Annotated in this window: 11 protein-coding genes; 3 read left to right on the forward strand and 8 right to left on the reverse strand. The window is 37.6% G+C overall.

Annotation, left to right across the window (positions count from 1 at the left end):
* The first annotated feature begins 279 nt into the window (after positions 1–279).
* Together recU and ACIQLB_RS00705 are read left to right on the forward strand one after the other, a co-directional pair.
* Positions 280–930, forward strand: a complete 651-nt coding sequence (recU, locus tag ACIQLB_RS00700) for a Holliday junction resolvase RecU (protein WP_400719774.1) — start codon at positions 280–282, stop codon at positions 928–930.
* A complete protein-coding gene (locus tag ACIQLB_RS00705; RefSeq protein ID WP_400719776.1) occupies positions 927–3632 on the forward strand; it encodes a PBP1A family penicillin-binding protein in 2706 nt (901 codons plus the stop codon). Before recU ends, ACIQLB_RS00705 begins: the two co-directional genes overlap by 4 nt.
* Before the next feature lie 71 nt (positions 3633–3703).
* Here the strand turns inward: ACIQLB_RS00705 and ACIQLB_RS00710 are convergent, their stop codons facing one another.
* From ACIQLB_RS00710 to ACIQLB_RS00735, 6 genes are all read right to left on the reverse strand, one after another.
* Entirely contained in the window at positions 3704–4018 is a 315-nt protein-coding gene (locus tag ACIQLB_RS00710) for a YpoC family protein (RefSeq protein WP_400719778.1), read from the reverse strand.
* Positions 4015–4677 carry an endonuclease III gene (gene nth, locus ACIQLB_RS00715; RefSeq protein WP_400719780.1) on the reverse strand — a complete coding sequence of 221 codons (663 nt, stop codon included), beginning with the start codon at positions 4675–4677 and terminating at the stop codon, positions 4015–4017. Before nth ends, ACIQLB_RS00710 begins: the two co-directional genes overlap by 4 nt.
* A gap of 12 nt (positions 4678–4689) precedes the next feature.
* The gene (locus tag ACIQLB_RS00720) at positions 4690–5418 is read right to left on the reverse strand and encodes a DnaD domain-containing protein (RefSeq protein ID WP_400719782.1); all 729 of its coding nucleotides are present in this window, start codon (positions 5416–5418) and stop codon (positions 4690–4692) included.
* A 161-nt stretch (positions 5419–5579) separates the two neighbouring features.
* Positions 5580–6875: an asparagine--tRNA ligase gene (gene asnS, locus ACIQLB_RS00725; protein WP_400719784.1), complete on the reverse strand. Its 1296-nt coding sequence runs from the start codon at positions 6873–6875 to the stop codon at positions 5580–5582.
* 28 nt (positions 6876–6903) lie between these two features.
* Positions 6904–8097 (reverse strand): pyridoxal phosphate-dependent aminotransferase, encoded by a 1194-nt coding sequence (locus ACIQLB_RS00730; RefSeq protein ID WP_400719786.1) that lies wholly within the window; start codon positions 8095–8097, stop codon positions 6904–6906.
* 16 nt (positions 8098–8113) lie between these two features.
* Positions 8114–8596 (reverse strand): cell wall elongation regulator TseB-like domain-containing protein, encoded by a 483-nt coding sequence (locus ACIQLB_RS00735; RefSeq protein ID WP_400719788.1) that lies wholly within the window; start codon positions 8594–8596, stop codon positions 8114–8116.
* 616 nt (positions 8597–9212) lie between these two features.
* Between ACIQLB_RS00735 and ACIQLB_RS00740 the strand changes: the two genes are divergently transcribed.
* Entirely contained in the window at positions 9213–11243 is a 2031-nt protein-coding gene (locus ACIQLB_RS00740) for a multicopper oxidase family protein (RefSeq protein WP_400719790.1), read from the forward strand.
* A 149-nt stretch (positions 11244–11392) separates the two neighbouring features.
* Here the strand turns inward: ACIQLB_RS00740 and ACIQLB_RS00745 are convergent, their stop codons facing one another.
* Together ACIQLB_RS00745 and ACIQLB_RS00750 are read right to left on the reverse strand one after the other, a co-directional pair.
* Positions 11393–14386 carry an efflux RND transporter permease subunit gene (locus ACIQLB_RS00745; RefSeq protein ID WP_400719792.1) on the reverse strand — a complete coding sequence of 998 codons (2994 nt, stop codon included), beginning with the start codon at positions 14384–14386 and terminating at the stop codon, positions 11393–11395.
* Between the two features lie 32 nt (positions 14387–14418).
* Entirely contained in the window at positions 14419–15189 is a 771-nt protein-coding gene (locus ACIQLB_RS00750) for a helix-turn-helix domain-containing protein (RefSeq protein WP_400719794.1), read from the reverse strand.
* Positions 15190–15595: the final 406 nt, after the last annotated feature.

Consider the following 15595-nt stretch of genomic DNA (forward strand, 5'->3'; position numbering starts at 1 on the left):
ATCGTCTATCAAGTAGAGAAACTAACGTAGAGACCAGTTTTTTCTATAAATTCGTGTGAAAATTTCATCAGTTATTTTGACGATTCGCGTTATAGAATAAATTATGCAACATGATATTTTTCGACTTTAAAAATAGAAAATTGCCTAAAGATCGGTTATTTGTTGGTAATTTTAACTATTGCTAATCTAGCATCAATCATACTATCTATAGAAGTGGAGAACTGCTACTTAATCATGGTAAACTATTGTATAATAGCAGTATTATAGAGGGTGAACTAAGTGACAATTCGTTATCCGAACGGGAAATTGTATTCCCCTAATCCAACTGTTCAAAAAACAGCAAAAAAGGGAAAGGACAAGGATTTTTCTTTTAGTAATCGAGGAAAAACACTAGAAGATGAAATTGATGAAGCAAACGATTATTATGTAAAAAGACGACTTGCTATCATTCATAAGAAACCTGTTCCCGTGCAAATCGTCAAAGTAGAGTACCCATCACGAAGTGCTGCAGTTATTCGTGAGGCTTATTTCCGAACACCCTCAACTACAGATTACAATGGTGTTTGGAACGGGCATTATATTGATTTTGATGCAAAGGAAACGGCTTCAAAAACCAGTTTTCCACTAAAAAATATTCACGTACATCAAATGACACATATGCAGCAAGTGACGGAACAAAATGGTGTGGCTTTTATTATCGTTCGTTTCTCAGCTTTTGAACGATATTTTATTGTGCCATACGATGTTTTACAAAAGGCCTGGCTAGCGATGGAAAACGGTGAACGTAAATCGATTCCCTTTTCAACTATAGAAAAGGAAGCTTTTGAAATTCCTACAAGCTATTATCCACGGATCGATTATTTACCGATTGTCCAAATGCTAATTGAAGCAAAAAGCCATGGTTCTGAAAGTGAGGAGATAGTAGAATGACTGAACGTCGTGCGACACGCGGTGAGCATCAAAAGGCTCGCGCTCAAAAAAATAAAAAAAGCGATTCGAAACCATCGAAGAAAAAATGGTTCAAGCGCATTACGTTAACACTTGTAGCTATTGTTGCAGCATGTTTTATTGGAGGTGCCGGGTTATTCGCCTATTATGCAAGTACCGCACCTGAACTAGATGAAAAATTACTGAAGGACCCTGTTTCGTCTGAGTTTTATGATAAAAACGGTGATTTGTTTGCAACAATTGGTGCAGAAAACCGTAAATTTGTAAAATATGAAGATATACCACAGGATATGATTAACGCTATCCTTGCAACGGAAGATGTTCGCTTTTTCGAACACGGTGGTATGGATTTTTATCGCCTCGGTGGTGCAATACTCGCAAACTTCCGTGATGGCTTCGGGGCACAAGGGGCCTCGACATTAACACAACAAGTTGTTAAAAATTCATTTTTACAAAATGAGAAAAAATTAAAACGTAAAGCACAGGAAGCTTGGCTTTCCTTCCAATTAGAACGTAAATATACAAAAGAAGAAATTTTTGAAATGTACTTTAACAAAATGCTGATGTCAGGTCGTGTTTATGGCTTCGGTACAGCAGCCCAATATTTCTATGGTAAAGAACTAAAAGATTTAACTTTAGATGAAGAAGCATTACTTGCGGGTTTAGTACAACGCCCAAATGCATACAATCCATTAAAAAATCCAGAACTTGCAGAAAAACGTCGTAATACGGTTCTAGGATTAATGTATCAACATGGTAAAATTACAAAAGCTCAGATGGAGGAAGCAAAGAAAGTAAACGTTCAAGCTGGTTTAGCTGACGACGCAACACGTCAAAAATTTTCTGGCTCTAAATACGATGCCTTCCTTGATGTCGTTATTAATGAGCTAGAGAAAAACGGTGATGGTAGTGCAATGGCTGAAGGAATTAAAGTCTATACAACACTTGATCCGAAAGCACAACAAATTGTTGAAAACATTATGAATGATGACAGTAACTTCCCAACAGAAAAGATTCAATCGGGTGTAACTGTCGTTGATACGAAAACAGGTCAAATTCAAGCAATCGGCGGCGGACGCAATTACGGGGTAGAACGTGGTTTCAACTATGCATATGACTTACAACATCAACCAGGTTCAACAATGAAGCCATTACTAGATTATGGACCAGCAATCGAAAATTTAAAATGGTCAACAGGTCAAACACTTGTGGATGAACCTATGAAATACACAGGAACGAAACAAACTATCACGAATTGGGATAATAAATATATGGGTACAATGACAGCACGTAAAGCTTTATATGCTTCACGTAACGTTCCAGCTGTTAAAACATTAAAAGAAGTTGGTATTGACAAAGCACAAGAATTTGTTGGCCGATTAGGTATTAATGCTGAAAAGGTTTATGAATCTGACGCGATCGGTGGTGGGGATATTACTATGTCTCCTACACAAATGGCAGCTTCCTATGCAGCATTTGGGAATAATGGTGTTTACACTGATCCTTATGCGATTACAAAAATCGTTTACCGTGACGGTAAAACAACAAAAGATTACACACCAGAGTCTAATGTAGCAATGAGCGATTATACAGCTTATATGGTGACAGATATGTTACGTGACGTTGTCGGCAATAAGCCTGATGCGTCAGGTACTGCAGCCAATGTATCTGGATTAGATATCGCAGGTAAAACAGGTACAACAAACTATTCAAGCGCTGATTTTAACAAGCATAATTTACCGGATACAAGTGTCCCAGATTCATGGTTCGCTGGTTACACATCAAACTATTCAATCGCTATTTGGAGTGGTTATGAAAAACACTTTGATCCAATTACAACTTGGGATGAACGTCGTTTACCACAACATTTATTTAAACAAATTATGAAAGAAATTTCGGCGAACGTTGAAACACCACGTTTCAAAAAGCCAAACTCAGTTGTGGAAGCTACAATTGAAGTAGGCACAAAGCCGCTTAAATTAGCAAGTAATTTTACACCAAGTGAGAAACGTCGAACAGAGCTATTTGTACGTGGTACAGAGCCTAATGAAGTTTCTAATGAATACGCAATGCCAGAACTTTCTTCACCATACAATGTAAGTGCAAGCCTTGATACAGAAGGTCAATCTATCAATATTTCTTGGGAGCATGATGCAATGCTTAATCCGGAAACAGATGAACCGCTACCAACTACCTTCGAGGTATCCGCTACAAAAGAAGGTGGAGAGACTATTTCTCTTGGTAAAACGGAAAGCAAAGGCTTAACAATTAGCAACAAACAACTGGAAGATGGCAAATATACGATTTCTGTCGTGGCAGTTGTAGATGGTACACGCAGTAAACCAGGTACAACCGCCTTCCAAGTAACAGGTACGACTGATGAAAATAAAGAGCCAGATACTCCGGATCAACCAGATGTTGAGGAACCAACGGCACCTGATCAAAATGGCAATAACGGAGACAACGGTAACCACAATGGTAACGGAAATGGTAATAATGGTAATAATGGCAACAATGGCAACAATGGCAACAATGGCAATGGTAATGCTGGGAATGGTAACAACGGCAATACAGGAAATAACGGTACCCCCCCAGGTAACAATGGCAACAATAATGGTAGCAAGCCACCAACAACGCCAACTGAACCAACCGTACCGGATGATGGTAATGGAAGTACTGAATAAAAAAAAGCAGAGTAGCTTAACGCTACTCTGCTTTTTTATCTCTTTAGATTTGCTTAGACTGTCCTTCTGTATTACTTTTTGGCAGCCTGCAAGCGTAGTCGTGCTGCTCGTTTTTTTGTTTCCTTAAATAATTCATCGAGCTGACGATAACAAGCATATTGGCCAGGCTTTGCTTTTATAAAGGCTAATCGTTCAACACCGTTAATGGGGAACACTTCATCGCCTGCTTCTTGCACTAAGCGCTCAAACAATAAAATGGCCATTTCCATCAATCCTTTTGCTTCACCATTCCTTGCATCATGAGCTGCATGAATTTTGGCCTCCAGTTCTGTCCATTCTGCAAACCAAGCATCTATTTTTTCCTTTTCGATTGCCTCTACATTCACGCTTCCTTCACCAGTCCTTTTTTCAAACGCTTCTGTCCTTCTCTACAATCATCAAGTAAAGGGCATGTGTGACAGTTAGGGTTTTGAGCTTTACAATGATAACGACCGAAGAAAATTAACTGATGATGTGTTTTCGACCACTTGTCCATCGGTGTTTTTTTCATAATTGTTTCTTCGACTTCTAGCACTGTATCCTTCAAGCGGCAAAGCCCTAATCGTTTAGAAACGCGCTCTACATGTGTATCCACTGCAAGTGCAGGAATATCAAAAGCTACAGACAACACGACATTAGCCGTCTTACGACCAACACCGGGCAATGTGACTAGTGCTTCTCGGCTTGCTGGTATTTCGCCGTCGTACTCATCTAATAGTCGTTGACATAATGCTTGAATATTCTTCGCCTTATTTCGATACAAGCCGATGGAACGAATATCCTGTTGCAGCTCCTCTAGGGATACAGCTAAATAATCTTCTGGCTTTTTATATTTTTGAAACAATGTTTTCGTTACTTTGTTTACAAGTACATCCGTACACTGTGCCGATAATAACGTAGCAATTGTCAGCTCAAACGGATTGTCATGCACTAGCTCACAATGCGCATCCGGAAACATACGATCCATTTCCGCTAGACAATGCTCCCATTGTGTTTTTGTTAACATATCGGAAGCCCCCTATTCTCTTTCTTCTAACCAATTATAAAATGGTACTTTATTTGTCGACTGCGTTTCTTGCTGCATCGTACGGACTGGTGGTCTGTTAAATGTTTGTTTTTCACGGAACTGCTCGCTTTGCTTCTGTGCAGCCTTTGGTGTCGTAATATTTTTCTTTTTCCACTCTAATAATATTCGATCAATATAACGAATACTTAGCTTGCCAGCAAACACAGCCTCCTTAAGCGCCTCCTTAATAAGCGCTGGACTGTGCTTATCCTCATCTAGCCAAGACCCGATTTTTTCTAGCTCTAAAGGAGATAAAAGACGCCCTATTTCCTCTTCAAATAACCGGAATATTTCACCCTCTTCTTGTTGAAGTGATGCTGCTGATTTTTGATGTTCCTTCATTTCAATCATCTGCATAATACGCTCCCAAAGTGGATATACCGAATATTTTTCATATAATTTGCCACTTGCATCAACGTCGCTTGTTATTTCAAGGAAACCTTTTTGCATTAATCGCTGTAGACGTGAAGTAATGTCATTGCCAGGCATTGTGAGACGATTCATCAAATCATTAGGCGTTGGAAAATCATTACCCTCCATATGGAACGCAAGTAAATGCATAACAATAAGTGCCTCATCATCCTCAATATTTAACTCCTTATAAAACTGAAAAAAAAGCTGAGGAATTTGAATCATTCTCTGCTCAGTCCATGTACGGAGTCGATTGTTATTTGTGCTCATATTATACTTGACTCCTTTTTCCATCGTAAGTAGAAAAGCCGCGTAGACATATAACTACGCGACTTTTAATTATAACTGCTTTAACGGGCAGTAATTTATAGTACCGAAAGCGAAGCGTCAGGTACAAGTCTCCCGCCTCAACTTTCAGCAAGAGTTGTTGCTTATGGATATAAGCGGTTTAGTAAACGTGGGAATGGAATCGTTTCACGGATGTGCTCCGTGCCTGAAATCCATGCCACTGTACGCTCCAATCCTAGACCGAAGCCTGAATGTGGTACAGAGCCTTGTTTACGTAGCTCTAAATACCATGCATAAGCATCTAAAGATAAATGATGTTCTTCAAGACGAGATTTTAATAAATCATAGTCATGGATACGCTCAGAACCACCAATTATTTCACCATAACCTTCTGGTGCAATTAAATCTGCACATAATACTACATCATCACGGTCAGGATGTGGTTGCATGTAGAATGGCTTAATGCCTACTGGGTAGCAAGTGATGAATACAGGTTTATCAAATGAATTAGCAATTGCAGTTTCATGTGGTGCACCGAAATCATCGCCCCATTCAATATCGTCAAATCCTTGTTCATGTAATAATTTAATGGCATCGTCATAAGAAATACGAGGGAATGGTGCTTTAATATTTTCAAGTTTAGATGTATCACGGCCAAGACGCTCTAAATCTAATTTGCAATTTGCCAGCACTGATTGTACGATATGCTCCACGTATTGTTCTTGCGCTTCTAGGTTTTCTTCAAATTCAACAAACGCCATTTCCAGCTCAATCATCCAAAACTCGATTAAGTGACGTCGTGTTTTAGATTTTTCAGCACGGAATGTTGGGCCGAATGAGAACACTTTACCTAAAGCCATCGCAGCCGCTTCCAAGTAAAGCTGACCAGATTGAGAAAGGAAAGCATCTTCATCAAAATATTTTGTATGGAATAGCTCAGAAGTACCTTCAGGAGACGATCCAGTTAAAATTGGCGGGTCCATTTTTGTAAAGCCAGTGTTGTTAAGAAACTCATAAGTTGCACGAATAATTTCATTACGGATTTTCATGATCGCATGTTGCTTACGAGAACGCAGCCATAAGTGACGGTTATCCATTAAAAACTCAGGACCGTGTTCTTTTGGCGTAATCGGAAAATCAGTTGCAGCATGTAATACTTCAATACCAGTTACAACAAGCTCACAGCCAAAGCTTGAACGCTCATCTGCTTTAACCTCTCCTGTAATGTACATAGAAGTTTCTTGGGACATACCTTTTGCAATGGCAAAAATTTCTTCGCCTACTTCTTCTTTTACAACAACGCCCTGTACAAAGCCAGAACCATCACGTAATTGTAAGAAGGCAATTTTACCACTTGATCGTTTGTTCGCTAGCCAAGCACCTAGCTTGACGGTTTCACCGATATGCTTTGGCATATCTTGAATCATAATTTTTTTCATAGAAATCCTCCAAAGTTGGTTAAAAGGATTAGTCTTGCCATTTTGATTTTACAAATGTATCAATTCGACGGACTGCCTCTTCTAATAAGTCTAAAGATGTAGCATAAGATAATCGCATTGTAGTTGGTGCGCCAAAGCCAGAACCTGGAATCACTGCTACGTTTGCTTCTGTTAAAATATCCGCAGCGAATGCATCTACTGAATCATAACCAGTATGAGCCATAGCTTCTGCTACATCTGGTAATAAATAGAATGCACCATGAGGTTTTAAAACGTTGAAGCCAGGAATTGCACTTACCTGTGGATAAATTTTTTCAAGACGAGATTCGAATGCTTGACGCATTTCTTCTACAGCGTCTTGTGGTCCATTATACGCTTCCACTGTTGCATATTGTGCAGTTGTTGTTGCGTTTGATGTAGAGTGTGATGCAAGGTCAGTCATTGATTTAATAATGTCCACATCCCCTGCAGCATACCCGATACGCCAGCCTGTCATAGAGTGTGATTTTGCAACACCATTTACAACGATTGTACGTGCTTTCACTGCATCAGAAACTTCAGCAATTGAAAAATGCTCAATACCATTGTATACAAGCTTCTCATAAATTTCATCTGACACGATTAAAATATCTTTTTCTTCTGCAACAGCAGCAATTTCAGCAATCTCTTCACGAGAATAAATCATACCTGATGGATTGCTAGGAGAGTTAATAATAACTGCTTTTGTTTTATCTGTCACAGCAGCTCTTAATTGATCCGCAGTAATTTTATAGCCTTGCTCACGTGTGCCTTCCACATAAACAGGTACACCGCCCGCTAATTTTACTTGCTCAGGATAAGAAACCCAATAAGGAATCGGAATAATAACTTCATCGCCCTCGTTTAAAATAACTTGGAATAAAGTATAAAGAATATGTTTTGCTCCAACACCTACAATTACTTCATTCGGCTTGTATGTAAGATTGTTGTCGCGTTGAAGTTTATCGATAATCGCTTTCTTAAGTACTGGAAGACCGCCAGCAGGTGTGTATTTTGTTAAACCTTTTTCCATTGAGTCAATGGCAGCGTTTAAAATATTTTGTGGCGTGTTGAAGTCTGGCTCACCAGCACCTAGACCAATAACATCAATACCTTGCTCTTTTAATTCCTTTGCTTTCGCAGTAATTGCTAAAGTTGAAGAAGGTGTTAAAGTTTTTACACGGTTTGCTAATAAATTTTTCATACGGGATCTACTCCTCTTATAAATTCGTAATGCGCTTCCACCAGTCGCCGTCCTTAAACATAATATAGACATAGTTGAGCTTATCGTGATCGTTTAGGTATGTAATTTCCCAAACAGCACCTGGCTCCTCATAGCCTAATTTGATATTGAGGACTTTTTGTACATTGCCTTCTTTTTTTAAAACCGATAATGCCTGCTTTTCCGTAATACCATCTTTTAAAAGTACTTCCTTAATTGAATCAGCTTTTAGATTCGTCGGAACAAAGACAGCTTTTTTATCACCATATTCATCTACCCCGAACACAGTGACATACGAATGTTTGCCATTATATGTGTAAGACTCCGAAACAATTGCGAGGGCTTTGGCATCGAGTGCCAACTGTTCAGCCTGCTCTTCAATTGAACGGAATGGAGCCTCGGCTTTCCAGAGTACTAAAATACTAATGACAAGTGACAATGAAACCATAAAGACAGAAATGAAAATCAACCAGTTTTTCATATATTCACCTTATGTTTCACATCTAGCGTATTCTTTAACACGAACGCCTGATGCATTTGCATGTCTATAACTGCGTATACATTCATTTTGCTTTCCATTTTTGTCAACCTGCTTTCTTTCCTCATACCACAACATTATACAACAATTTTGTGCTGTCGTGTTTCTTAATTTCATATATTGTACGTTGATAGAATAACGTTTTCAAATGTTTCGGGTAGTAATTTTTCTCTTTTTAGTTCACCCCCCTAAAATGATAACTCTTTCAATATAAAAATTCCTATTCACAATTGCCAATAGGAAGTAAAATTTTCGCTAAAAACCAATGACAATTCACATATAACACAGTTCGCATGAGCGTCATTTTTAGTGCGGAATAAGTATCAACCTACTTGCTCTAATTGACACAAACACCCATGCTCACACCTCCGCTTTAAAGCCTCTTCTGGCAGTTCATATACCCTATTCTTTTCTTTAAATGTCGAACTCCTGCAGATGATTAAATGTAGATATTTTTTTATTAGCACAAATATCTCCATTATTGTCCTTGTTGCCTATTATTTTTACCCATATGATGAGGAAATGAGCAATTTTAAGAATTGAAAAGGGACGTGATGTTTTGACTAAAGAAGTTAATCCTACAGATCCAGCGACAATACCAAAATTTGTGGATGAGCTGCCAAAACCGGTTACCGCTAAACCTAAATATTATAAAGGCCAACAGAGAAAAGATTATTATGAACTTAAAATGATGCAAGCAGAGCATTGTTTCCATAAAGATTTCCCCAAATCCATCATCTGGGGCTATAACGGGCTTTATCCCGGACCGACAATTGAGGCTATAAAAGACAAAAGCATTTATGTTAGATATAGTAACCAATTGCCCTTAAAGCACTTTTTACCCGTTGATTTTTCACTTCATGCGGCAAACGATTCAAAGGAAGTAAGAACTGTTACACATTTACATGGCGCAAATGTAGATTGGGAAAGTGATGGCCATCCCGAGGCATGGTATACAAGAGATTATGCGCAAACAGGCCCAAAATTCAGTAAAGAAATACATGAATATACCAATCATCAACCCGGTACTACACTGTGGTACCATGATCATGCAATGGCGCTAACTCGTTTAAATGTGTATGCGGGATTAGCGGGTTTTTATTTACTTCGGGATTCGCTTGAGGAGCGTTCTAACCTACCTTGTGGTGACTATGAGTACCCTATCTTAATTCAAGATAAATCGTTTAATGAAGACGGCTCTCTTTACTATCCTGATGAACCACCATTCCCAGTACCCGTACACCCATCTATTACACCTGGCTTTGTTGGTAATACCATCGTCGCAAACGGGAAAGTTTGGCCTTATTTAAATGTCGAACCTCGTAAATATAGATTTCGTTTTCTGAATGGCTCCAATAGAAGAGGTTATGTTATTAGCCTGTCAAATGGTGAGCCTATGATACAAATCGGAACAGACGGGGGCTTATTAACAGCTCCTCAAGAAATTCAATCTGTCGAGCTATTGCCGGCAGAACGAACAGATATCATTGTCGATTTTTCAAAATATGAAGGTCAAGAAATAACGTTAGTCAATTCTGATGAAGATTTCATTGATGAACATACAAAAGAAATCATGCAGTTTAACGTGTGTCTTCCTCTAAAGTGTGAGGATACTAGTGAAATACCAGAAAGGCTTGCAGTATCAATGGATTTACATTCACACGATGCACATATCGAGAGACATTTACCATTAACCGCTACGACAGATGATTTTGGTCGACCAATGTTATTATTAAATAATCGAATGTATCATGACCCTACTACTGAAAAACCCGCACTTGATAGTATAGAGATATGGAATTTTTTGAATGCCACACAGTTTGATCACCCTATTCATCTACATTTAATTCAATTTAAAATACTAGAACGGCGCCCTTTCGATATGGAGCTATATCAAAATGAAGGTAGACTGGAATTTACAGGTCCCTCTGAAAAACCGCGTAACTATGAGCAAGGTTGGAAGGATACTGTAAAGGCGGAAGCAGGGAAGGTTACGAAAATTATTATGCATTGGAAAGATCATGTCGGCCATTATATGTGGCATTGTCATTTCCTAGAACATGAAGATCATGACATGATGCGACCAATACTCGTCATGAAGGACGTTCACCCTGTGCAAGAGCAACATGCTGAAATCCAGCATGAAGTAGAGCATTCACAAGAACAGCATCACGACGACTCTACTATTGTTACGGGCAATAATGAGCACACTGTACCACTCTTGAACAATATTCCACACATCACTCCCACAGAAGAAACAATAGAATACGCTCATGCTTCTTTGCAAACAACTTATTTAGAAGACGAAGTAGAATATAATCCGCAAACTATTCCCCTCTTAACTACTACTCAAAACATTACTCGCTCTACTGAAACAGCTTATTTAGTAGACAATGTGGAATATAATCAGCTATCTACACCATTCTTGAACAATACTAAAAATATCACTTTTTCAAATGTAGAACTCCCGGAACATCAAATTCATAAAGTGTCGGATAGTGAAAGCATTCCTCAACCAATCTTCCCATTTACTGAGATTCAAGCTCGACAAAGGATACCTGTTAGGCGTCGGAGAAGAAGATGGTACTAATGTTACAAATATAAAAGGCTGGGACAAAACTGGTCAAACGCTTAAAAAGCGCGAGAAATCAATTTTAGAAACGTTGATTTCTCGCGCTTTTCTGATGTAAAAAAATTCTTTTCCTTGAAAATATACTTATGTCCAGCCTCTCTATGATTTTAATTCTTTTTTAATAGACTATAAAGAATAGGGACGATAAATAATGTTAAAAAAGTAGAAGTAGATAGTCCACCTATAACTACAACAGAAAGAGACTTTGATATCATCCCAGTTTCATTCGAAATAGCCATTGGGATTAATGCGCCCATTGTTGCAATAGCAGTTATCAAAATCGGACGAATACGTACGACCCCTGCTTCAATTAAAGCTTTTTGTTTGGTCATTCCACATCTTTCAAATTGCTTCACTTTATCGACTAGAACGATAGCATTCGTTACGACAATTCCATTTAACATGAGCAAACCGATCATTGCTGGCATACCGATTGGTTCCTTCATTATATAAAGTCCAATTAATGCACCAATAATAGAAAATGGAATAGCGAACAAGATAACAAACGGTGCTTTTCCTTCTTTGAAGGTAAAAACCATAACCAAATAAACTAAGATAACACTAATTGCTATGGCAATCGACAAATCTTTGAAACCATCATCCATCGATGCAGATACACCTTCCTTATAATAGCTAATATTTTCAGGAAGCCGTAAGTTATTAATTACCTTATCTGCTTGAGCAGTTACATCTCCTACTTTTTCATCAGTAATAGTTCCATACACCATGATATATTCATTACCATTTAGATGAGTAATTGAAGTTATATTATTAACCCTCTTTAGTTCTCCCAGTTCATGAAGAAAGACTGGCATTCCCATTGCATTACTAATTTGGAGCTGTCCTAAATCTTTTAGAGATGTAACCTCACCCATCTTCAATCCTAGGTTCACTTCTCTCATTTCCTCTTCAACTCTCATGGTCGTTACTACATCCCCATTAATGATTGTTCGAAGACTTTGTGCAACTATAGCTGAAGTTATTCTTTTTTCAGCAAGTTTTTTATCATCCAAATCGAAAACGATTTCAGGTACTTCTCCTTCTAAAGATGTTGTCACATCCTCCATTCCTTGTACTTCATTTAAAGCTGTTGTAATCTGCTCACTTGCTTTTTTAATATCCTCAAAATCCGCCCCATTTACAACTAGTGTGTATCTGCTTTCTGCTCCTCCTATAATTCCACCAATCCCTGATACTGTCACTTCCTCTGGTTCAGTTATCGTTGTTAATTGTTGTCGAACGTCATTTACATAGTCGGTCAAATTTCCAACAGAATCATTGACAACGAATGAAATCGTTGCACTTTCAGAGTGTCCGTCAATATTAGTATTTATAAGGTTGATGTCCTTTTGATCTAATAATATATTTTCTACTCTACTTACGACGTCAGCTGTTTTCATTGGAGCTGTTCCTTTTGCCATTGTGATGTCGATTTTGAAATCATTCACTTTCTCTTGTGGCAAGAAGGTTGTCCCTAGCTTCGGTGCAATAATGAAAATAGAACCTATCAAAATTAATATTGCCACGGTTAAAGTAACTAAACGATTGTGTAAAACCCAAGTCAAACTATTTCGATACCAAGTTTGAAGTCTATTTTCATGTGATTCTTTAGGAGTAATTTTTAACAAAAAGATCTTTGACAATATTGGAACAACAGTTACAGCAACAATTAATGAAATTAACAATGAAATCACAATGGTCCATGCAAGTGGCTTAAAAAAACCTCCTACAATTCCTGGCACAAAGGCAAGTGGTAAGAATACAGCAACAGTTGTTATCGTTGAGGAAGTAATCGCAGATGCTACTTCACTTGTAGCCTGCTCTATTAATTCTACATTTCTTTCTTTTGAAGCTCTTACTCTTCTAAATATATTTTCAATGACGACAATTGAATCATCTACCACTCGTCCAACTGCTACAGCAATACCAGCAAGTGTCATAATATTTAATGTATATCCCATTGCCTTCAACAAAAGAAAAGATGCAAAAATTGAGACCGGGATGGAGATGACGGCAATAATAGTTGAACGTATATTTTTTAAAAATAATAAGGTGATGATGATTGTCATTAATGCCCCTAAAAATACTTCACGTAGCATAGAATGGACCGATTGATTAATTTCAATGGATTGATCACGTAAGATTTCGACTTTATAATCTTCCGGAATAGCTAAATTATTTATTTCTTTTTTCACTTGATCAACGATTGCTACTGCATTAGCTCCACCTTCAGGTATAATACTGAAACTTACGCCCTGCCTTCCGTTAATGCGTGTCATATTGTTTGTGTATTCACTTTCATATGAAACTTCAGCTATTTCTCCTAAACTCGTGGTTGTAATGTTTTGCGAATTTACTTCTTTAGTAAAAAGCTTTATGTCTTTAATATCCTCAATAGATTTTAGCTCGCTATTTATTCGCACTGGCAATACTTCATTTGAAATGGAGATGTCTCCAGTCGGCATCGAAAGATTATTTGCCAAAATAGCTTCTCGAACATCGTTTAATGTAATTCCCCTTGCCATCAATTGATGTGGCAGGAGTCGAATAAAAACAAACTTTTCAGTGGTTCCACTGATTTCTATATCACTTATACCTTCTATTACAGAAAGTTGTGGAATTATAGTATTCTTTACAAAGGTTTGAACTTCGTCATTTTTTTCTGTAGCATATATACCCATTGAGAAAATTATTGGGTTTCCACCAGCTTTAGTTAATTCAACCCTCGGTTCCCCTGCAAATTTAGGCAACTGTAATTTATCTACACTTCTCCTTACGAGCTGCTCTGCTTCCTTCATATCCATTGCCATTTCAAATTCAATAGTTGAATATACGGCATTGGCGACACCGTTTGTATATACATTTTTTCTCCCTTCCAGTTTCATAAATTCCCTTTCCATTTGCTCCCCTATATCATTCATCGCTTGTTCGGGTGAGGCGCCTTGATAAGGAATAACTACTGTTAAATATGGAATATCAATATTCGGGTATTTCTCACTATGTAATGTTTGTAATGAATAAATTCCTCCAACAATAATCAGAGGTATTACGAATATCATTGTTAAAGCATTTTTCATACAAAAGCGGATGAATCGTTTCATATTGCCCCTCCTTCAAACTATCCCCAGTCCTTTTATCCCTGCTCAATCTGCATTACAGGTAACAATAAATCTAGTTGAGTAAAATCATCACCTCGATACCACTCAAGAATGGAGCGTGACGGCACCCATTTATGTTGAAGCGCGTATTGAAGTAATTTTATGTATCCTTCCTTGATCGTTGACATTTTTTCTTTAAATGGTAATGCCAGACATATACAAGAAGGCATATGTTCAATGAAATCACTATCAGGTATATCATTTATTTTTGTATCTGCTGGAACACCAAAGCCGATTTGAGCTTTGATTACATCTTGACCTGATAAATAATTCAAATAATAACTTTTAATGTTAATATTTAATTGTTTTAATTCGCTTGCTCTATTTTCAAAATGGGCTCCAAATTTACCTGTTGTGGATTGAGCTGTATACCAAATAATTTTTTCATCATTTTTATCAATCAAATAGATATCATCTCGAATGGAATTACTTTCCAAGTAACGTAGGCTAATATCCAACAGCTCTCTTTTTTGCTTCATATTTTGAATCCATACTTTCATCATTTCTTGGCGAGTCGTTTCATCCTGCTCGTGTAAATAACTTTGAATTTCATGAATAGATACATCTGATAATCGCAAAGTGGATATTAACTTTACTGTTGCAATTTGACTATCCGAATACACCCGATAGCCATTTGAACTTCTTTCCTCCGGTAACAGTAAATTTTTGGTTTCATAAAAGCGTAATGTGCTTTTGGCTATACCTGTTCTTTCAGAGAATTCTTGAATTGTCATATGTTTTTTCAAATCATCACACCTCTCTTAATTTCAATGTAAACCTTCAACTAACTTGAAGGTCAAGATTTTTTTACCAAACCAACGAAATATTAGGGTGTTAATTAACCATTTTTATCTACTTAAATTAATTAGAATACGCTGATTTCCGCTACAATCCCTAAAAATGGGTACACATAAGCAAAATATCAACAAAAAGATCCTTTAATCGGTCCATAATAAGCCTATATTTCCCTAAGCAACACACCTAATTTTTTTATCTACAAAAAAGAGCCCCTTTTGCTGTGCATTAAGGGACTCAAAGGTTAATCATCTGAAAATGATAGTCAGTATTTAACTTCTTTCAGCGGGTGTCCAAACATCCGCTGAATAGAGGAACTCAGTTTAAGAACGCCACGTCCTGTGGCATTATCGAAAT

Source organism: Lysinibacillus sp. NPDC092081, from assembly GCF_044755845.1.
Classification (GTDB): Bacteria; Bacillota; Bacilli; order Bacillales_A; family Planococcaceae; genus Lysinibacillus.